The organism is Streptomyces sp. 8N114 (genome assembly GCF_052245835.1).
GTDB lineage: Bacteria > Actinomycetota > Actinomycetes > Streptomycetales > Streptomycetaceae > Streptomyces.
Map to the genome: position 1 here is coordinate 62,573 of NZ_JBQQBT010000012.1, position 19,110 is coordinate 81,682.

Annotated in this window: 22 protein-coding genes; 9 read left to right on the forward strand and 13 right to left on the reverse strand. The window is 71.0% G+C overall.

Annotated elements, in window-relative coordinates; translation table 11 throughout:
• Positions 1–35: 35 nt before the first annotated feature.
• Positions 36–245: a DUF397 domain-containing protein gene (locus ACTWQF_RS23430; RefSeq protein WP_443281605.1), complete on the reverse strand. Its 210-nt coding sequence runs from the start codon at positions 243–245 to the stop codon at positions 36–38.
• A complete protein-coding gene (locus ACTWQF_RS23435; RefSeq protein WP_443281606.1) occupies positions 242–1,114 on the reverse strand; it encodes a helix-turn-helix domain-containing protein in 873 nt (290 codons plus the stop codon). Before ACTWQF_RS23435 ends, ACTWQF_RS23430 begins: the two co-directional genes overlap by 4 nt.
• 210 nt (positions 1,115–1,324) lie before the next feature.
• Between ACTWQF_RS23435 and ACTWQF_RS23440 the strand changes: the two genes are divergently transcribed.
• Positions 1,325–1,735, forward strand: a complete 411-nt coding sequence (locus tag ACTWQF_RS23440; RefSeq protein ID WP_443281607.1) for an ATP-binding protein — start codon at positions 1,325–1,327, stop codon at positions 1,733–1,735.
• On the opposite strand, the gene ACTWQF_RS23445 is transcribed toward ACTWQF_RS23440, so the two are convergent.
• Both ACTWQF_RS23445 and ACTWQF_RS23450 read right to left on the reverse strand, forming a co-directional pair.
• Positions 1,732–2,532, reverse strand: coding sequence for a HEAT repeat domain-containing protein (locus ACTWQF_RS23445; protein ID WP_443281608.1), 801 nt, complete (start codon positions 2,530–2,532; stop codon positions 1,732–1,734). The two genes, ACTWQF_RS23440 and ACTWQF_RS23445, sit on opposite strands and share 4 nt — an antisense overlap.
• A gap of 188 nt (positions 2,533–2,720) precedes the next feature.
• Positions 2,721–4,211, reverse strand: a complete 1,491-nt coding sequence (locus tag ACTWQF_RS23450) for an MFS transporter (protein ID WP_443281609.1) — start codon at positions 4,209–4,211, stop codon at positions 2,721–2,723.
• A gap of 101 nt (positions 4,212–4,312) precedes the next feature.
• On the opposite strand from ACTWQF_RS23450, the gene ACTWQF_RS23455 reads away from it, so the two are divergent.
• Positions 4,313–5,200: a helix-turn-helix transcriptional regulator gene (locus tag ACTWQF_RS23455; RefSeq protein ID WP_443281610.1), complete on the forward strand. Its 888-nt coding sequence runs from the start codon at positions 4,313–4,315 to the stop codon at positions 5,198–5,200.
• 15 nt (positions 5,201–5,215) lie between these two features.
• Here ACTWQF_RS23455 and ACTWQF_RS23460 read toward each other — a convergent pair whose 3' ends face one another.
• A complete protein-coding gene (locus ACTWQF_RS23460; RefSeq protein ID WP_443281611.1) occupies positions 5,216–5,863 on the reverse strand; it encodes a TetR/AcrR family transcriptional regulator in 648 nt (215 codons plus the stop codon).
• 36 nt (positions 5,864–5,899) lie between these two features.
• On the opposite strand from ACTWQF_RS23460, the gene ACTWQF_RS23465 reads away from it, so the two are divergent.
• Together ACTWQF_RS23465 and dusB are read left to right on the forward strand one after the other, a co-directional pair.
• Positions 5,900–6,226: a rhodanese-like domain-containing protein gene (locus ACTWQF_RS23465; protein ID WP_443281612.1), complete on the forward strand. Its 327-nt coding sequence runs from the start codon at positions 5,900–5,902 to the stop codon at positions 6,224–6,226.
• A 146-nt stretch (positions 6,227–6,372) separates the two neighbouring features.
• Positions 6,373–7,512: a tRNA dihydrouridine synthase DusB gene (dusB, locus tag ACTWQF_RS23470; RefSeq protein ID WP_443281613.1), complete on the forward strand. Its 1,140-nt coding sequence runs from the start codon at positions 6,373–6,375 to the stop codon at positions 7,510–7,512.
• A gap of 51 nt (positions 7,513–7,563) precedes the next feature.
• On the opposite strand, the gene ACTWQF_RS23475 is transcribed toward dusB, so the two are convergent.
• Complete coding sequence (locus tag ACTWQF_RS23475) at positions 7,564–8,052, reverse strand: gamma-glutamylcyclotransferase family protein (protein WP_443281614.1); 489 nt, start codon at positions 8,050–8,052, stop codon at positions 7,564–7,566.
• Positions 8,053–8,452: 400 nt separating this feature from the next.
• Between ACTWQF_RS23475 and ppdK the strand changes: the two genes are divergently transcribed.
• Positions 8,453–11,227, forward strand: a complete 2,775-nt coding sequence (gene ppdK, locus ACTWQF_RS23480; protein WP_443281615.1) for a pyruvate, phosphate dikinase — start codon at positions 8,453–8,455, stop codon at positions 11,225–11,227.
• Positions 11,228–11,457: 230 nt separating this feature from the next.
• Here ppdK and trxA read toward each other — a convergent pair whose 3' ends face one another.
• Together trxA and ACTWQF_RS23490 are read right to left on the reverse strand one after the other, a co-directional pair.
• Positions 11,458–11,799, reverse strand: a complete 342-nt coding sequence (gene trxA, locus ACTWQF_RS23485; RefSeq protein ID WP_443281616.1) for a thioredoxin — start codon at positions 11,797–11,799, stop codon at positions 11,458–11,460.
• On the reverse strand, positions 11,796–12,251 hold the full coding sequence (locus tag ACTWQF_RS23490; RefSeq protein WP_443281617.1) for a MerR family transcriptional regulator: 456 nt from the start codon (positions 12,249–12,251) through the stop codon (positions 11,796–11,798). Before ACTWQF_RS23490 ends, trxA begins: the two co-directional genes overlap by 4 nt.
• Positions 12,252–12,460: 209 nt before the next feature.
• On the opposite strand from ACTWQF_RS23490, the gene ACTWQF_RS23495 reads away from it, so the two are divergent.
• The gene (locus ACTWQF_RS23495; protein ID WP_443281618.1) at positions 12,461–12,904 is read left to right on the forward strand and encodes an LppU/SCO3897 family protein; all 444 of its coding nucleotides are present in this window, start codon (positions 12,461–12,463) and stop codon (positions 12,902–12,904) included.
• A gap of 39 nt (positions 12,905–12,943) precedes the next feature.
• Here ACTWQF_RS23495 and ACTWQF_RS23500 read toward each other — a convergent pair whose 3' ends face one another.
• The gene (locus tag ACTWQF_RS23500) at positions 12,944–13,684 is read right to left on the reverse strand and encodes a response regulator (protein WP_443281619.1); all 741 of its coding nucleotides are present in this window, start codon (positions 13,682–13,684) and stop codon (positions 12,944–12,946) included.
• Complete coding sequence (locus ACTWQF_RS23505; protein WP_443281620.1) at positions 13,681–14,601, reverse strand: oxidoreductase; 921 nt, start codon at positions 14,599–14,601, stop codon at positions 13,681–13,683. The genes ACTWQF_RS23500 and ACTWQF_RS23505 overlap by 4 nt, the downstream gene beginning before the upstream one ends.
• A 128-nt stretch (positions 14,602–14,729) precedes the next feature.
• Here ACTWQF_RS23505 and aroQ point away from each other — a divergent pair, with 128 nt between their 5' ends.
• A complete protein-coding gene (gene aroQ / locus ACTWQF_RS23510; RefSeq protein ID WP_443281621.1) occupies positions 14,730–15,245 on the forward strand; it encodes a type II 3-dehydroquinate dehydratase in 516 nt (171 codons plus the stop codon).
• A gap of 64 nt (positions 15,246–15,309) precedes the next feature.
• Here aroQ and ACTWQF_RS23515 read toward each other — a convergent pair whose 3' ends face one another.
• Positions 15,310–15,633 carry a cupin gene (locus ACTWQF_RS23515; RefSeq protein WP_443281622.1) on the reverse strand — a complete coding sequence of 108 codons (324 nt, stop codon included), beginning with the start codon at positions 15,631–15,633 and terminating at the stop codon, positions 15,310–15,312.
• Positions 15,634–15,726: 93 nt separating this feature from the next.
• The gene (locus tag ACTWQF_RS23520; RefSeq protein ID WP_443281623.1) at positions 15,727–16,578 is read right to left on the reverse strand and encodes an NmrA family transcriptional regulator; all 852 of its coding nucleotides are present in this window, start codon (positions 16,576–16,578) and stop codon (positions 15,727–15,729) included.
• Positions 16,579–16,748: 170 nt separating this feature from the next.
• Between ACTWQF_RS23520 and ACTWQF_RS23525 the strand changes: the two genes are divergently transcribed.
• Entirely contained in the window at positions 16,749–17,696 is a 948-nt protein-coding gene (locus tag ACTWQF_RS23525) for an AraC family transcriptional regulator (RefSeq protein WP_443281701.1), read from the forward strand.
• A 77-nt stretch (positions 17,697–17,773) separates the two neighbouring features.
• Positions 17,774–18,505 (forward strand): helix-turn-helix domain-containing protein, encoded by a 732-nt coding sequence (locus tag ACTWQF_RS23530; protein WP_443281624.1) that lies wholly within the window; start codon positions 17,774–17,776, stop codon positions 18,503–18,505.
• A gap of 183 nt (positions 18,506–18,688) precedes the next feature.
• On the opposite strand, the gene ACTWQF_RS23535 is transcribed toward ACTWQF_RS23530, so the two are convergent.
• Positions 18,689–19,084, reverse strand: coding sequence for a VOC family protein (locus ACTWQF_RS23535; protein WP_443281625.1), 396 nt, complete (start codon positions 19,082–19,084; stop codon positions 18,689–18,691).
• Positions 19,085–19,110: the final 26 nt, after the last annotated feature.

Here is a 19,110-nt window from a genome sequence, read left to right on the forward strand (position 1 = left end):
CGGTGCCCTAGCTACCACGGAGCCAATGCGGCCCCCTACTGCGGTAGGGGGCGGCCTTCCAGCCCACTGACAAACTCCCGCCAGGCCGCCGCCCCGAAGTACGCGGTCCCGCGCGCGGGGTCCTTGCTGTCACGGACCGCGCGACCGCCGTCAGCGGTGTGGGCAACTTCCACGCACTCGTTGGCGGAGCCCCCGCCTGAATACGACGATTTGCGGAAGGGGCTGACGACGGTCTTGCGGCTCACTCGGGTTCCTCTGCCTCGGGAATTTCGGCGACGAGCTTCTGGACGAAGTCTCGGGTCTGGTCGGTGGTCAGGGCGGCGGAGCGCAGCGCATCGAAGGAGTGCGCGTAGGGCATCGTCAAGTCGTCGTCCTCCATGACGACACTCTCCTGATGGGTGTCCTGGGCGACCGCAGACGGCGCCCACTCGCCGTCGAAGGACAGCATGACGAACGGCGGCGAACTCGTCGCCGCCGACCACTCACTCAGCGGGAGAACCTGCAAGCTGACCAGCGGCTGCTGCTGGAGCCAGAGTAGATCGAGCAGTTGGGCACGGTGAGTCTTCGGATCCGGCATTGAGATGAGCGCGGGCTCCCAGACAACCGCCGCCAGCCGGGCGCCGGAGCTGAGGAACTGCTTTCGACGCTGCTGGCGGATCGCGACGATGCGCTCGATGTCTGCTTCCTCGCGAGGCATCGGGTTCGCAGTGGCCAGAGCCCTTGTGTACTCCTCCGTCTGCAACAACCCCGGCACCAAGGCGGTCTGCCACGTGCGGATGAACGTGGCGTCGGACTCCAGCGCGAGGTAGTCGCCCAGCTTGTCCGGCACCGGCACCGGTTGGTTGACCCACCAGCCGCGCTTGGTCGCGCTGCGGGCCAGCCGCTCAAGCTGCGAGCGCGTCGTCTCGTCGTTCACCTCGTAGAGGTCCAGCAGATAGCGGACTTCCGCGACGCGGGCGCAGTTCGCCCCCGACTCGATGCGGCTTATCTTCGCCGTCGAGCAGCCCAGTGCTTTTGCCGCGTGTTCCTGATCGAGCTTTGCGGCCAGCCTGTATCGCCGCAGTGCGGAGCCGAGCCGCCTGCCGCGCATCGTGGGCTTCCGGTCCGAGGGCATGTGTCCTCCCCTTCGTGCTTCCCCAAGTCTGCACACCAACTGGCGCAGCGGGACAGCGGTTTGAGACTCAGCGTCACTGGCAAATTTGCCATACAGGTGACTTGCCAAATGGTCTGGTTGGCTTTAGCGTGAGCCACCTCACTCAACGTGCCCGTTCGGGCACCAAGGGTGAGCAAATCCCCCCTGCTCAGCCGCCCTCAGGGAGGCCCCATGTCCGGGCGTACGAACATCGCAAGGTTCCGCATCAGCAAGGCGTCTGTGCCGAGGGCGCGGGAACATGTGCGGCTGGTGCTCAGAGAATGGAAGCTCGGACACCTCGGCGAGGACGCGGCGCTCATCACAAGCGAGTTGGCGACCAACGTGGTCACCCACGCCGCGCGGGGAATCGGCGACTACTTCGAGCTCGTACTCCGCCGCCGCGACGGCGTCCTCGTGCTGGAGGTCTCCGACTCGTTCCAGTGGGAGATGCCAGAACTCCGCAAGCCGGACCCGGAGGAGACCTCGGGCCGCGGATTACTGCTGGTCGACGCCCTCTCGCAAGCGTGGGGCGTACGCCCTCGCACGGGGGCGGGCAAAACGGTGTGGGTGCACCTCGCTGTGCGCCGCGAGGGAGAGGGCTAGCTGTCCGATTCCGGCGTACGGACCGTCTCCACCGCCTCGCGGACATCCGGGTGCGGATCGTCGGCGAGGCCGTCCAGCAGCTCGGCCACTCCGGGGGTGGACCAGCGGGCGACTGCCCATACGAGGTCCTCCCGTACCGCGGGGTCGGGGTGGGCGGCGAGGTGGGTCAGCTGGGCGAGCGGGCCTCGGCGGCGCTTGCCGAACCAGTGCAGGGCCTCCCGTAGTTCCGTCGGGTCGCCGGGGGTGCCGGCTGCGGCGACCCTGGCGAGCAGCACCCTGGCCGGTGGCGGCGGTCCGTCCAGCGGATGCGGCAGCCGCTCGCGCAGCCGCCGTGACCCGTACTCGCCGCGTACCCGGCAACCGTCGCAGGTGCAGGGGCGGACGCCGTGGGCCTTGGGCCAGTAGCGCCAGCCCACCGTCTGCGGTGCGGTACGGATCCGGTGCACCTCGCGCGGCCGGATGGCGCGGGGTACGAACACCTCCCATCCACGCGGGTCGTCCAGTGCGGTGATGCGCCGTACCGCCTCGGCGGCGGGCACAGTGTCCTGCCCGCCTGAATAGCGCCCCACCAGCACCTGCTGCGTGTCGTCCAGCCGCACATGGACGGCCACCAGCCCGCCCCGGCTGCCGAACCGGGCCAGCTCGCGCAGCCATTGGTGGGTGAGGGTGTACGACGGCAGCACCGGGAAGCAGTACACCCCGCGTGCACCGCCCTCTCCGCGGCTGGCCGCGCGGATTCCGGACCGCCGGATGCGGGTTGCGTTCGCCGCGGACGCAAGGTGCACGAACATTGCCATGACCGGAATGCTAGGCCGTGGCCGGCGGCCCTCGCCTGTTCTGGGTAGGGGGTGCCCCTGCTCGGCCGCCGCAGGCTGCGGCTTGTTCCCCCAAGCTCTTCGAGCAGGGAGGTACCCCCAGGCTGCTCCCGCAGTTCCCCGCGCCCCTTCGGGGCGCAGCCCTCACGCCGGGTACGAAGTATCCGCGGCTATCCCTCCCGGAGGGGCATCCGCAGCCCCACGGCGAGCAGCGCCAGCAGCCCGCAACCCTGCACCGCCAGCGCGGCGCACAGCGCTGCCCGTATGCCGTAGTGCGGTATCAGGGCGAGGAAGAGGGAGCCCAGCGTGGCGACGCCCAAGGCGAGGCCGGACTGTTGGGCCGTGGCGGCGAGGCCGCTGCCGGCGCCGGCGCGGTCGGCGGGGATGCCGGACAGCAGAACGCGGTAATAGGTCGGCAGTTGCAGCCCCTGCCCCAGTCCACACAGCAACAGCGCGGGTGCCAGTGCAATGGGCGGCAGGCCGGGCCACTCGGCGAAGAGGGCCAGCAGCAGCGCGCCCAGTCCCGCGCCCTGTGCAACGGCGCTGAGCGCCAGCACCCGCCCCGCGCCGAGCCGTTCGGTCAAGCGGGGTGCCAGTATGGAGGCGGTGAACTGCGCCAGGCCCATTGGCACCAGGGTGAGGCCCGCCTTCAACGCACCGAAATGCAAACCCCGTTGCAACAGCAGTGCACTCTCGAACATAAAACTGCTGAAGCCCAGAAAGATCGGTGCACCAGCGAGCAGCCCGCGCCGCACTCCCGGCTCGCGTAGCAATGAGGTCGGCAGCAGCGGGCTCCGGCCCTCCCGCTCTTCCCGGCGTTCGACGGCGAAGAACGCGTACGCCAGCACCACCGCTGCACCCAGCAGCGCCACCGACCACCACGGCCACCCGGCCGCGCGCCCCTCCGTCAGCGGCAGCAGCAGTGCCACAAGTCCGCACGCCAGCAGTACGGTTCCGGCGATGTCGCCCCGCGCAGGCGACTCCGAGCGGCTGTCCGGCACCGCGCGGGCGCTCAGCGCCAGCGCGACCAGCACCACAGGAACGTTGATCAGGAAGATCGCCCGCCAGCCGGTGCCCGCCAGATCGGCGGCTACCAGCACACCGCCCAGCACCTGTCCGGTGACGACGGAGATCCCGCCGACCGAGCCGAACAGACCGATGGCGCGGGCCCGTACCTGCCCCTCGCTGGTGGCGTGGATCGTGGCCAGCACCTGCGGGAACATCATCGCGGAGGCGGCACCCTGCGCCAGCCGCGCGGCGATCAGCCACCACACGCCGGGGGCGAACCCGCAGGCGAGGGACGTGACGCCGAACGCGACGACGCCCCACAGGAAGAGCCGCCGCCGTCCGAAGGTGTCACCCAGCCGTCCGCCCAGTACGAGCAGCGAGGCGTAGGCGACGGCGTAACTGGCGACGACCATCTCCAGCGCCGCCGGGGAGGCGTTCAGGTCGTCTTCGATGCTCGGAAACGCAACGTTGACGACAAAGAAGTCGATCATGGGCAGCGCCGCACCCAGCAGCAGCGTGAACAGACCGAGGGGGCGCAGCGCGGCGGGGGCTTGGGGCGCCGAGGGGCGCGCGCTGCCGGTATCTGCGGGGGTGGTGGCGCTCGTCGGGACGGCGCCACCTGGTTGTGAGGTGGTGACGGCATCGTTGCTCATGACCACGAGCCTCGGCCGACCGTCAGCCTGGTACCAGACGGTCCTCATCCTGGTACAGCGACTACCTGGCAACAGGATGCGGCGTGACTCATCCTGGTTCCATGAGCGTCCGCACCGGCCCCCTCGCATCGGAGGCACCCGCACCCGCACCCGCCGACAGCATCCGCCGCGGAGAGCTCGCGGCGTTCCTGCGCAGCAGGCGGGAGCGGATCGCTCCGGAGCAGGTGGGGCTGCCCAGGGGGCCGCGGCGCCGTACGCCGGGGCTGCGCCGCGAGGAGGTGGCGTATCTGTCGGCAGTCGGCGTGACCTGGTACACGTGGCTGGAGCAGGCCCGCGACATCCATGTCTCGGCGCAGGTGCTGGACTCCCTCTCCCGGGCGCTGATGCTGGACTCCAGCGAGCGCGCTCATCTGTTCGCTCTCGCGGGCACGGCCGACCCCACGCCCGCCAACGAGACGACGGTGCTGCCGTCCGGCATCCGGAAGATGCTCACCCAGCTCGAACCGTTCCCGGCCTGCGTGCAGAACGCGCGCTACGACATCCTGGCCTACAACCGCACCTACGGCCGTCTCCTCGGCGACCTGGACACGCATCCGCCCGAGGACCGCAACTGCATGTGGCTGGCCTTCACCGATCCCGACTGGGCGGCCGCCATGCCGGACCGGAAGGAGACGATCCGGCTGATGGCGGCCCGCTTCCGCTCCCGGATGGCCGAGCATCTGGCGGAGCCCGCGTGGAAAGCGCTGCTGAAGCGGATGGAGCGGTACTCGCCGGAGTTCCGCGAGCTGTGGGAGCGGCACGAGGTGGCCCGCGCCGTCGACCAGACCAAGCGCTTCCGCAACCCGCACGTCGGGATGCTGTCCTTCACCTACCACGGACTGTGGCTCGGCCCGGCCGAAGGCGCGCGCCTGGGCGCGTACGTACCGCAGGACCAGGAGACCCAGGCGCGGGTGGAGCGCCTCTACGAACTGGTGACGGGAGAGCAGTAGCCAAGTCCCCCGCCTTCACGCCGGCGCGCGCGCCAGCCGCACCAGCCCGTCCCGCAGTCGCTCCTCGCCCACCTGTGCCAGTACGGCAGTCACATGCTCGGCCGACAGGGCTGCGAGCAGCGTGTGCGCGGTGACGGCGGGGTCGGGGGAGCGGGACAGCAGCAACGCCGTGTGCTGGTGCCAGAAACGGTACGCACCGATCCGGTAGCGCGCGCCCCGGCTGGCGGTCTCCGACATCCGCACCAGCTCCAGGTGGTCCAGCAGATAGTCGGTGTACGCGGCGACGAAGGCGACCAGGCGCTCCGCGTCCGGCGCGCCGGGCCCCAGCGGCGGCGGTCCGTGCAGGATCGCCTCCTGCAAAGTGCGCTCCTTGGCGTCCAGCAGGGCTGTCGCCAGCCCCGACTTGTCGCCGAAGCGGCGGAAGAGCGTGCCCTTGCCCACCCCGGCGGCCGAGGCGATCTGGTCCATGGACACCCCCTCGACGCCGTGCTCGGCGAACAGCCGCGCTGCGGCTTCCAGTACCGCGGCCCGGTTGCGTGCCGCGTCGGCCCGCTCCTTGGGCGGGGGAGTGCGCAGCAGTTCCAGGGGTGTGGGGCCGGGCGCCGACGCGGGGTCCCGGGGCGTTGCGGAATCGGACCGTGGTCCGTTACTGTTCTCGGGCACACACGGACTATAGTCCGGTTACTTACGGGAGGCAGCATGACCGCGCTCATTTCACGGGACGACCTCAAGGCGGAGATCGACGCGGGCGCCGTGACCGTCGTCGATGCGCTGGGCGGCGAGTACTACGCCAAGCAGCACCTGCCCGGCGCCGTCCCCCTCGCCCCCGGCGAGGTCGACCAGCTCGCGTCCACGGTGCTGCCGGACACCGGCGCGGCCATCGTCACCTACTGCTCCAACCCCACCTGCTCCAACAGCGGCCAGGTAGCCGACCGGCTGACGGCGCTCGGCTACACCAACGTGCGCAAGTACCGCGAGGGCATCGAGGACTGGACGCAGGCCGGACTCCCCACCGAGTCCGCCTGACCGGGCCGGACGCCGCCGCCGCGGCGGCTCCCGTCCGGGCGGCATCGGGGGTGCCGCCCGGACGGGGCCGAATCCGTCGGGGGTCCCGGATGGGGGACAATAGGAAGCTGCCCCCGCCACCGATCGAGCCCGAGGAACCGCTGCCCATGACCCAGCCGCTGCACATCGGAGAGCACGCCGTCCAGCCGCCCGTCGTGCTGGCACCGATGGCTGGGATCACCAACGCTCCGTTCCGGACGCTGTGCCGGGAGTTCTCCGGCGGGCGCGGGCTGTTCGTCAGCGAGATGATCACCACCCGGGCGCTGGTGGAGCGCAACGAGAAGACGATGCAGCTCGTCCACTTCGACGCGAGCGAGAAACCGCGCTCCATCCAGCTGTACGGCGTCGACCCGGTGACCGTCGGCAAGGCGGTGCGGATGATCGCCGACGAGGATCTGGCCGACCACATCGACCTCAACTTCGGCTGCCCCGTTCCCAAGGTCACCCGCAAGGGCGGCGGCTCCGCGCTGCCCTACAAGCGGCCGCTGCTGCGGGCCATCCTGCACGAGGCCGTGGCCAACGCGGGCGGGCGGCCGGTGACGATGAAGATGCGCAAGGGCATCGACGACGACCACCTGACGTATCTGGACGCCGGACGTATCGCCGTACAGGAGGGCGTCACCGCCATAGCCCTGCACGGCCGCACGGCGGCGCAGCACTACGGCGGGACCGCCGACTGGGACGCCATCGCGCGCCTCAAGGAAGCCGTCCCCGAGATCCCCGTACTGGGCAACGGAGACATCTGGTCGGCCGACGACGCGGTACGCATGATGCGGCAGACCGGCTGCGACGGTGTCGTGGTGGGCCGCGGCTGCCTGGGCCGGCCCTGGCTGTTCGCCGATCTGGTGGCCGCGCTGACCGGGGACGGCGCGCAGGCGTACGCCCGGCCCACGCTGGCCGAGGTCGCCGACGTCATGGTGCGGCACGCGCGGCTGCTGGGGGAGTGGCTGGGGGACGAGGCGCGCGGCGTCATCGACTTCCGTAAGCATGTCGCCTGGTACACCAAGGGCTTCTCGGTCGGCTCCGAGATGCGCAAGCGGCTCGCCGTCGCGGGCTCGCTGGAGGAGCTGCGCGCGCTGCTCGACGAGCTGGATCTCTCCCAGGAGTGGCCGGAAGGCGCCGACGGTCCGCGCGGCCGCACCCACGCGCGCAACAAGGTCGTCCTGCCCGACGGCTGGCTGGACGACCCGTACGAGTGCAACGCCGGCATCGGCTCGGATGCCGAACTGGACACCTCCGGCGGCTGACCGGGCCGCCCGTCCCGCCCTCCGGCCGCTGCTCCGCTCGCGCGTCCCTCTTCAGCGCCCTCCCCGCAGCCGGAGCGCCGCGGCCTCCAACCTCGCTGCGTACCCGTCCAGTTGGTGACCTGCGAAGACGTCGGGCTCCCAGTTCTCCGCGCGGACCTGGCCCGGGACGGCCCAGGTGTACACCCAGGCTTCGCCCGCACCGTTTCCGTCCCCGCCCCCGCCCCCGTCCACGGGGAGGCGGCGCAGCTCGTACTCGTCGTCCTCGAAGTCGTCCAGTACGCGCCACTCGTGGGTGCTCAGACCGCTCAACAGCAGCCCGGTCGCCGTCTGCCCCGGCGCCGGGACCAGCCCGGGGTAGGGCCGGCCGGCGAGTGCCGCGGTGCGCCAGCCGGAGACGGTGGCGGGGGTGCCGGACGGAACGCGGCCGAGCAGGGCGGTCAGGATGCGGCGGAAGCGGAGGGTGCCGTAGACGAAGAGGGTGTCCGCCGTCCTGTCGACGGGGGAGAGGCGCGGGACGGGGCCGGGGTTCGAGGCGATCACCCCGGCAATTTACTGCGGACGGCAGCCTGTCCGGATGGTGAGACGATCACCCGTTCAGCCGCGTGATTCGCGCCACCTTGATCGAGGGTGCGCTCAGATGAGCGCTCAGATGTGAGCTGTAGATCTCCAAGGAGCGGCCCGCGGTTTTACCGACCCTTGGTTCCCGGGTTGGAGGCGACGGCTACTCAGTGTGGTGAAAACCATGATCCATACAGCCGACTGTCATCATCCGTTCGAGTTCTGAATGGTATGCCCAATCAGCCCGGACGGCCCTGCACTTTCGATCTCTCGGCACACGGGTGGTTACAGCCGTGTGACGTGCTGTTGGACGTACTCGTAAGCCTTTGATCTGGGTACGCTCCCCGCCGTCAGGGCAGCCGACCACGAGGAGCCGAGTCCGGTGCCGGTTCACGCGAAGAACACAGAGTCCGCGAACGCAGAGTCCGCAGTAGGCGCGTCGCAGCAGCAGTCGCAGCAGCGGAAGTTCGTCTATGACTTCAGCGAGGGCAACAAGGACCTCAAGGACCTCCTCGGCGGGAAGGGAGCCAACCTCGCCGAGATGACCAACCTCGGTCTGCCCGTCCCTCCGGGCTTCACCATCACCACCGAAGCCTGCAAGGCGTACCTGGAGTCCGGCGAGGCCCCCGCGGCGCTCCGGGATCAGGTGAGCGCGCATCTGGCCGCGCTCGAGGAGCGGATGGGCAAGAAGCTCGGCCAGGCGGACGACCCGCTGCTGGTCTCCGTACGCTCCGGCGCCAAGTTCTCCATGCCCGGGATGATGGACACCGTCCTCAACATCGGGCTCTCCGACGAGTCCGTGCACGGGCTGGCGTCCCAGTCCGGCGACGAGCGCTTCGCCTGGGACTCCTACCGCCGCCTCATCCAGATGTTCGGCGATACCGTGCTCGGTATCGACGGTGAGCGGTTCTCCGAGACGCTGGACGAGGTCAAGAGCGCGCGCAGTGCCAGGACCGACGTGGACCTGACGGCGGACGACCTCAAGGAACTGGTCAGCAAGTTCAAGTCCATCGTCTCCGAGGAGACCGGCCGCGACTTCCCGCAGGACCCGCGCGAGCAGATGGACCTCGCCGTCCGCGCGGTCTTCGACTCGTGGAACGGCAGCCGAGCCCGCCTCTACCGCCGCCAGGAGCGCATCCCGCACGACCTGGGCACCGCCGTCAACATCTGCTCGATGGTCTTCGGCAACCTCGGCCCCGACTCCGGCACCGGTGTTGCATTCACCCGCGACCCGGCCAGCGGCCAGCAGGGCGTCTACGGCGACTACTTGCAGAACGCCCAGGGCGAAGACGTCGTCGCCGGCATCCGCAACACCGTGCCGCTCGCCGATCTGGAACAGCTCGACAAGGCGTCGTACGACCAGCTGATGCAGATCATGGAGACCCTGGAGAACCACTACCGGGACCTGTGCGACATCGAGTTCACCATCGAGCGCGGCAAGCTGTGGATGCTCCAGACGCGGGTCGGCAAGCGCACCGCGGCCGCCGCCTTCCGGATCGCCACCCAGCTCGTCGACCAGGGGCTGATCGACGAGGCCGAGGCGTTGCAACGAGTCAACGGCACCCAGCTCGCCCAGCTGATGTTCCCGCGCTTCGACAGCAACGGCGGCGTCAAGGAAGCCGACCAGATCGGCTGGGGCATCGCCGCCTCCCCGGGCGCCGCCGTGGGCAAGGCCGTCTTCGACTCCTACACCGCCATCAAGTGGTCCCGCTCCGGTGAGAAGGTCATCCTCATCCGCCGCGAGACCAACCCGGACGACCTGGACGGCATGCTCGCGGCCGAGGGCATCCTCACCTCGCGCGGCGGCAAGACCTCGCACGCGGCCGTCGTCGCCCGCGGCATGGGCAAGACCTGTGTGTGCGGCGCCGAGGAGCTGGAGGTCGACACCAAGCGGCGCTGCCTCAAGACCCAGGACGGGCGGGTCATCGAGGAGGGCGACGTCGTCTCCATCGACGGCTCGACCGGCAAGGTCTACGCGGGTGAGGTACCGGTCGTGCCCTCCCCGGTAGTGGAGTACTTCGAGGGCCGGATGCACGCGGGCGCCGACGACGCCGACGAGCTGGTCAAGGCCGTCCACCGGATCATGGCGTACGCGGACCGGGTACGCAGGCTGCGGGTGCGGGCCAACGCCGACAACGCCGAGGACGCCGCGCGCGCCCGCCGGTTCGGCGCCCAGGGCATCGGCCTGTGCCGTACCGAGCACATGTTCCTCGGGGAGCGGCGCGAGCTGGTCGAGCGGCTGATCCTCGCCGACACCGAGGACGAGCGCGAGCAGGCGCTGGGCGCTCTGCTGCCGCTCCAGAAGGGCGACTTCATCGAGCTGTTCGAGTCGATGGACGGCCTGCCGGTGACGGTGCGGCTGCTGGACCCGCCGCTGCACGAGTTCCTGCCGGACATCACCGAGCTGTCCGTACGCGTCGCGCTCGCTGAGTCCCGCAAGGACGCCAACGAGAACGACCTGCGGCTGCTCCAGGCCGTGCACCGGCTCCACGAGCAGAACCCCATGCTGGGCCTGCGCGGTGTCCGCCTCGGCCTGGTCATCCCGGGCCTGTTCACCATGCAGATCCGCGCCATCGCCGAGGCGTCGGCGGAGCGCAAGGCCGCAGGCGGCGACCCGCGCGCCGAGATCATGATCCCGCTGGTGGGTACCGTGCAGGAGCTGGAGCTCGTCCGCGAGGAGGCCGAGCAGGTCATCGCGGAGATCGAGCGCGAGCACAACGTGGACCTGGGGCTCACCCTCGGCACGATGATCGAGCTGCCCCGCGCGGCGCTCACCGCCGGGCAGATCGCCGAGTGCGCCGACTTCTTCTCCTTCGGCACCAACGACCTCACCCAGACCGTGTGGGCGTTCAGCCGTGACGACGTGGAGGCCAGCTTCTTCACGGCCTACCTGGAGAGGGGCATCTTCGGCGTCTCCCCGTTCGAGACCATCGACAAGGACGGCGTCGGCGCCCTGGTTCGCAGCGCCGTCGAGGCCGGCCGGGCCACCCGGCCCGACCTCAAGCTCGGTGTGTGCGGCGAGCACGGCGGTGACCCGGAGTCGGTGCACTTCTTCCACGAGGTGGGCCTCGACTACGTCTCCTGCTCCCCCTTCCGGATCCCGGTGGCCCGCCTGGAGGCAGGCCGCGCGGCGGCCCAGCAGCAGGCGGCCGGGTAACCAGAGCCATCCCACTCCCGGGCTCGTCGTCCGCAACCACCCTCACTGCGGACCCGCCCGGCCAAGGAGGCGGCACCCGTGCGGGGGTGCCGCCTCCGTCTTCATGGGCGTTGCTTCAGCTGGGTGCCGTTGCTTCTTGCCGTTGCTTCAGCGTTGCGCGGCGTTGCTTCAGGGGTGCGCGGCGTTGCATCGCATTGCTTCAGCGTTGCGCCGGGTTGCATCGCGTTGCTTCAGTGCGTCTCGTCCAGACCCAGTTGCTCCACCAGGCGGCGCTTGGGCTGGGCGCCCACCACCGAGCGAGCGGGCTCGCCGTCGCGGAAGAGGACCAGGGTGGGCATCGAGAGAACGCCGTAGGCGGCCTGGGTCTCGGGGTTGCGGTCCACGTCCAGGGAGACGACCTTCAGGGTGCCCGCGCGCTCCTCGGCGAGCTGGGCGAGCACCGGGGCGACCATCCGGCACGGCGGGCACCACTCGGCGGTGAAGTCGACCAGTACCGGGATGTCGGAGCGCAGCACCTCCTCGGCGAACGTCGCGTCCGTGACTTCCCTCAGGTGTGCGGTTGTTGTGCTCATGGGCCGTTGTCTCCCTCGCGTCTCTCACGTGTGTCCGGCAACGGGTCGTGCGGGCTCAGCTCGCACCGCGGTTCGGGGCCGTGCGGCGAATCCGCCGCTGCCTCGACCTCGGCGCGGGCCAGCCGTGCGGCGACCTCGTCCCGTACGGAGCGCAGTTCGGCCATGCACGCGTCCAGTTCGGCGAGCTTGCGGCGGTAGACGTCCAGCGAGTCCGGGCAGGAGTCGCCCGCCGGGTGACCGGCGCGCAGGCACTCCACGAACGGCCGGGTCTCCTCCAGCTCGAAGCCGTTCTCCTGCAGCGTCCTGATCTGCCGCAGCACCCGCAGATCGTCCTCGCCGAACGTGCGGTACCCGTGCGCGTCCCGCGCCACGGTCAGCAGGCCCCGTGACTCGTAGTAGCGCAAGGTCCGCGTGGTCGTACCGGCGCGCTTTGCGAGCTCTCCGATGCGCATGCGGCCCTCCTTTCCGCGTGCTCTCCCGCGGTGCACTGCCGTGCTCTCGTACGGTGCTCGGCACGCTATGGGTTGACGCTGACGTCAACGCAACGACGGGCGAAAGCATTGCCGGGGGGTGCGGTGAGAGGTGCGTGGGGGAGCCCTTACAGTAACCGCGAACATTCGCGCATTAGCGCAAGGATCAGCGATCACCTCTCGGGGGACCCATGTCCGCACCATCGCCGTACCAGAACCAGCCCCACGGCTACCCGCCGCCTCCCGGCGGTCCGCAGCGCCGTCAGCAGGCGAGCCCGCTGCGCGGACTGATCGCCGCCATCGTCGTGCTGGCGATATTCGGTGGCGGGGCCTGGTACGTGTACAAGTACAACACCGACCCCAACGGCGGGAAGGCGAAGGCGGAGGCGTCGCAGTCCGCACAGGCCAAGGAGGACAAGACGCACGACCCCCAGGAGGGCGACTGCGTGAAGATCGAGGGCACCAAGGAGGACCCGCTGCCCACGATCGTCGAGTGCGGCTCGTCCGAGGCCGAGTACAAGACCGGTGAGCGCCTCTACGGGCCCGGCAAGGAGTGCCCGGCCAAGTACAACTACGGCATCCAGTATTCGAGCAACCGCGGCGCCGACTACACCATGTGCTTCACCAAGGTCTGACCCGCGACTCCATGGCAGGCCGCCCTCCGCGCCGCCGTCTCACACCCGGTGAAAGCGGCGCTCGGGGCGGCCTGTCGTGCCGTACCGCAGCGTCACCCGTGCCGTGCCGGTCGCGACGAAGTGCTCCAGATAGCGACGGGCGCTCACCCGGGACAGCCCGCTGTGCTCGGCGCACTCGGAGGCGGACAGACCCGTCTCCCGCGGGCTGGCGTCGAGCGCGGCACGCACCAGGGCAGCCGTCTGCTCGGTCAGCCCCTTGGGCAGTGCGCGGGCACGGGCCGTACGGGTGACCACGGCAGCGCCCTCGGGAACTCGCGCTGCCGCATCCGGTGCGCCCGTACCGCCGCCGGAGAACACCCGGTCCAGCTCCTCCTGGCCGGGCGCGGTCAGCGACTCGAACTCCCGCCGCTCCTGCGCGTACCGCTCCAGCCGCTCGCTCAGCAGGCGCCCCTCGAACGGTTTGACGACGTACTGCACGGCGCCGCCGTGCCGTGCGGCCCGTACGCTCTCCGCGTCCCTGGCTGCCGTGATCACCAGCACGTCGGGACCGCCGCCGGGCGCGCCGGCACCGCGCAGCTGCCGCAGCACCTCCAGCCCGCTCACATCGGGCAGATACAGATCCAGCAGCACCAGATCGGGCGCGGTCTCCCGCACCAGCCCAAGTGCCTCCGCACCGCTGTGCGCCACTGCCGCGACCTCGAACCCGGGCACCCGGGAGACCAGCGTGCTGTGCAGCCGGGCCACCATGAAGTCGTCGTCGACGACCAGCACCCGGATCACGAAGGCACCCCGTAGGCGACCCCCGTCAGCTGTTCCGAGGCCGCCCACAGCCGTTCGGCCGCCACATCGCTGAGCGTCCAGGGGGCCCGCCAGGACGGCGCCGGGGCACCCCGCCAGCCCAGCAGCCGTGGCCCCGTGAAGGAGTCGGAGGCCACCCCGGGGGCCGTTGCCGCGTACAGCGTCGGCAGCGCGCCCGCCTCGGCCGACTGTGCGAAAACCCTGTTGCCCAGTGACATCACCCGCTCGACGGCCTTCCTGCCCTCCATACGCGCCCCGGCGGCCTGCAGATTGGTGGCCGCGTAGCCGGGGTGTGCGGCCGCGGCGACGAGCGGGGTGTCGGCCAGGCGGCGGGCCAGCTCGTGGGTGAAGAGCAGATTGGCGGTCTTGGAGCGGCCGTAGGCGATCCAGCGGCGGTAGGAGTGCTCGCTGTTGAGGTCCGCGATGTCGATGTTGGCCAGCGCGTGCATGCTGCTGGAGACGGTGACGACGCGGGGTGCGCGGGCGGCGAGCAGCCGGTCCAGCAGCAGTCCGGTGAGGGCGAAGTGCCCCAGGTGGTTGACGCCGAACTGCCGCTCGAAGCCGTCCGCCGTCCTGCCGTACGGCAACGCCATCACGCCCGCGTTGTTGATCAGCAGGTCCACCCGGTCGTCCGGCAGCTCCTTGGCGAACGCCCGTACCGACGCCAGGTCGCCCAGGTCGAGCCGGCGCAGCTCCGTGCGCGGCCCCGCCTCCGGCAGCTCCTGGACGAGCTCGTCCCGCGCCCGGCCGCCGCGCTCCTCGTCCCGGCAGGCCAGCACCACACGGGCGCCGCGGCGCGCCAGCTCCCGGGCCGTCACGAGGCCGATGCCGCTGTTGGAGCCGGTCACGACCGCCGTACGGCCGCTCTGGTCCGGGATGTTCCGCGCTGTCCAGCCCATCGCTCGCCCTGCTCCTCGCCTCGGTCAGCCCCCCTCACCTGTGGAGGCTAGCGGCACGCCCCCCGTCGGTCGAGGTCAGCCGCACCGGGGCCCGGGCCCGGCCGCCCTGCGGGCTCTAGGCTGCACCCATGAACGCGAATTCTCCCTCTGCTGTGCCCTCCGTCGCGCCCTCTGTGGCACCGCGCGTGCTGCTCCTGCACGGTCCCAACCTCAACCTGCTCGGCGAGCGCGACCAGGCCACCTACGGCAGCACCACCCTGCGGGATGTCGAAGAGCGCACCACGGCGCTCGGCAAGGAGCTGGGCGCCGAGGTGCGCTGCGCGCAGAGCAACAGCGAGGGAGCGCTCATCGACTTCGTCCACGGCACCCGGAGCGGCGACGACGGCATCGTCTTCAACCCCGGTGCCTACGCGCACTACAGCTACGCGCTTCGCGATGCCATCGAGGCCGTCGCCGGGCTCGGCATCCCGTGCGTGGAGGTGCACATCTCCAATGTGCACGCCCGTGAGCCCTTCCGGCACACCTCGGTGACCGCGCCCGTGTGCCAGGGAATGGTCTCCGGACACGGCATCTTCGGCTACGACCTGGCGCTGCGTTCGGTACTGCACCGCATTGCGGAGTGGAAGGCCCGCGAAGGGGCCTGACCAGGCGCACCGTCAGCCTGGCCAGGAGCAGCGGGCAGCGTGGCCAGGAGCGGCCGGCAGTCGGTCAGTCGGTGCCCGTCACCGCGGTCAGGATGAACACCGTGTCCTCCAGCGCGAGCACCCCGTGCCGCAGATGCGGCACCCGCTGGATCTGCCCGGTGCCGACGTCCTGGTCGGCGGTGCCCTCGGTGAGCCGGATGCTGCCCTGGAGGACGTGGACGCTCATCGCGGGAGGCGTGTTGTGCTCCTCCAGCGACGAGCCCTTCGTCAGTGCGATGACGGACTGCCGCAGCGGTCCGTCGTGCAGGAAGAGGTACGCGCTGCGGCCGTGCGGGTCTTTCCTTGCCAGCGCCATGTGCTCGGCTGCCAGTGCGGTGACATCGTCCATGCATCCATCGTGCCCCGCACGGCACACGATGCAACCGGGCGACCCGCGGTGCCGCTGCGGATACCCTCCGCAGGGCCCGCCCCGCCCGGATGGTCAGCCCTGCCACGCGCCCTTCGCCGCCGCCTCCCGTGCGAGGTCGCCGAAGTCCCGGGCCGGGCGGCCCAGCACCTCCCGGACACCGTCCGAGACGACCGCGTTGCGCCCGTCCATGAGCTGGGTGAACAGCTCGCTCAGGAACGCCACCAGTTCCGGCTCCAGGCCCTGCCCGGCCAGCCACTCGGCGTACTCCTCGGGCGGGACCGGCACATAGCGCACCGTCGGCCCGCCGGCTGCGGCCAGCTCGGCGACTGCCTCCCCGAAGCTGAGCAGACGCGGCCCCGTCAGATCGTGGACCCGACCGTGCTGACCCTCTTCCGTCAGCGCGGTCACGGCCACCTGGGCGATGTCGTCCGCGTCGATGAACGGCTCGCGTACATCGCCTGCGGGGAAGGGCAGTTCGCCCGCCATGACGTACGGCAGGAAGACGCCCTCGCTGAAGTTCTGGAAGAACCAGCTCGTGCGCAGGATCGTCCACTCCGTGCCCGCTTCCCTTACCGCCTGCTCCGTCGGGAGCGCCAGGTCCTCGCCGCGTGCCGAGAGCAGTACCAGCCGTCGCACCCCGGCTCGTGCGGCGCGCTTCCCGAACGCGCGTACCGCGTCCGCGGTCCCCGGGGCGCCCACATCGGGCTGGCAGACGATGAAAACGGCGCCCACTCCCTCCAGCGCGGCGTCCCAGGTGGCGGGGGACTCCCAGTCGAACGGCGGCTGTCCGGAGCGGGAGCCCACGCGTACCGGGTGGCCACGCTCGCGAAGCCGCTCGACGACCCGGCTGCCGTTCTTACCGGTGCCGCACAGAACGAGGACCGGGGCCGGTGCGCTCTCCTGCTCCGCGGTGTTCGCTGTCATTGCTGTGTTCATCGGCGTGTGCTGTGTCATGGCTCCAGCCAACGCTCTTCGGGTGGCCCGGAACATTGCTCAGCGGCTCAGCTCCATGTCCGCGCGTCTAAGCTGCTGTTGTGACGGCAGTCGTTCCACAGAGCGCGAGAAGTACGCAACAGGCTGAGCAGACCGACGGGCTGACCGAGGCGCTCACCGACGTGCTGAGCGGGGCCCGGGCGCGGGGCGGGCTCTTCCACCGGGTGCTGCTCGCGCCACCGTGGGCCGTGCGCGTGCAGGACGGCACCCCGCTGTCGGTGGCGGCCATGCTGCGGGGCGAGGGCTGCGTCCGGCATTCCGAGGACCCTCGGCCGGTACGGATGACGCCGGGCGATGTGGCGGTGCTGCGCGGCCCTGCGCCGTATGTGCTCGCCGACGACCCGGCGACCGAGCCGGGACTGCTGATCCAGCCGGGCGACTGCTGCACCACCCCGGACGGGGTCGACATGTGCGAGGAGCTCGCGCTGGGGGTGCGCACCTGGGGCCGCAGCATGGACGATCCCACCGTGCTGCTGAGCGGCAACTACCAGCTGCACGGCGACCTCAGCGCACGGCTGCTCGATGCGCTGCCGCCCGTGCTGGTGCTGCGCAGGCGGGAGTGGGATTCGGGGCTGATGCCGCTGGTCGCCGCAGAGGTCGTCAAGGACGCGCCGGGCCAGCAGATGGTCCTCGACCGGCTGCTGGACCTGCTGCTGGTCTCGGTGCTGCGCGCCTGGTTCGCCCGCCCCGAGGCGCGCGCCCCCGCCTGGTACCGCGCACAGAGCGACCCCGTGGTCGGGGTGGCGCTGCGGCTGCTGCACGAGCAGCCCGGGCACGCCTGGACGGTGGCGGCGCTCGCGACCAAGGCCGGGGTGTCCCGGGCGAGCCTCGCCCGGCGCTTCACCGAACTGGTCGGCGAGCCACCCATGACCTACCTCGCCCACTGGCGCATCGACCTGGCGGCCCGGCTGCTGCGCGAGCAGGGGGCGACCCTGGGGGCGGTCGCCCGGCGGGTGGGGTACGCGGACGGCTTCGCCCTGAGCGCCGCCTTCAAACGGCTGCGCGGCGTCAGCCCCACGGCGTACCTCGCGGGGCTCACCGCGGGCTGAGCCGTCCGCTCTCCCCGGCAAACCGAGCCGCCAGCTCGCCCGGCAACGGTGTCAGTGGGCGGGTGCATCCTGGGGACATGCACGAGGAACGGGCACCGTACGAGGAGCGGGCCTCGCGGCTGCGCGGCGCCGTGGCGTGGACCCGCGCTCCCGCGCCCCCGGGGACGACCGGACGGGTGCTGCCCGACGGCTGCATGGATCTGCTGCTGAGGAACGGCCAACTGGTCGTCGCCGGGCCGGACACCCGCGCGTATCCGACCACCGAACGCCTGCGCCTGGGGGTGTACGGCCTCCGACTGCCTCCGGGGACGGGTCCACGCGTCTTCGGTACACCCGCCTGGGAGCTGCGCGACCAGCGAATACCGCTCGCCGACCTGTGGCCGGGCAAGCAGGTGCGCGAGCTGCACGAGCGGGTCGCGCAGGCCCGTGACCCGCTCGCGGCGCTGGAGAGCATTGCGGCGGGACGGCTGACCGCCGAGCGGAACGCTGCCGCCGACCCGCGCGGCGCCGCACTGGTGGAGACCGTCGTCGCGGAACTGCGGGACGGTGCCGGGGTCGCCGAGGTCGCCCGCCACGTCGGGCTGAGCGAACGTCAGCTGCACCGCCGATGCCGGGACGCCTTCGGATACGGCGCCAAGACGCTGGCCCGGGTGCTGCGGATGCAGCGGGCGCTGGGCCTGGCCACAGCCGGCACGCCTCTCGCCGAGACCGCGGTGCGTGCGGGGTACGCCGACCAGGCCCATCTGGCCCGCGAAGTCCGCGCGTTGGCGGGTGCGCCGATGACGGAGCTGCTCCGCAAGAGCGGCTAGGCCGTATCTGCGGGTCTCGCCGCGCCCCTCCGTTGTTCCGGAAAGGGGGTGCCCCTGGCCGTAGGTTGCGCGCTGCGGGTCCGTTGTGGCTTGTGGGGGCACCTCCCGGCCGGAGTCCCCCAGCCTCCGGCCGGGAGGTACCCCCAGGGGAGCAGTTCCCCGCGCCCCTGACGGGGCGCAGCCCTAGCCGAGCGGGGCGAACAGGTCGACCCCGTTGCCGTCCGGGTCGAGTACGACGGCGTAGCGCTGTCCCCAGGCGGCGTTCCACGGGGCGTGGTGGCCCTCGTAACCGGCGCCGGTCAGCTCTCCGTACAGCTTGTCGACCTCGGCGGGCGAGTCGCACAGAAAGGCCAGCCCGATCCGGCCGGCACCCCGTGGCGGTGCCGGCCGGATCGGGTCGAAGGAGCGGACGGTCTCCTCGGTGTCCCACGCGATCCGTACGCCGCTGGGCACGGTGCACTCCACATGCGGTTGTGTGTCCGCGTCCGCAGGGATGTCGAGGCCGAGCTGCCGGTAGAAGGCCAGCGAGGCGGCCAAGTCGGAGGTGACGATACCGATGAGGTCGAAACGAGGTGTCATACGGCCACGCTAGGGCGCCCTGGCCG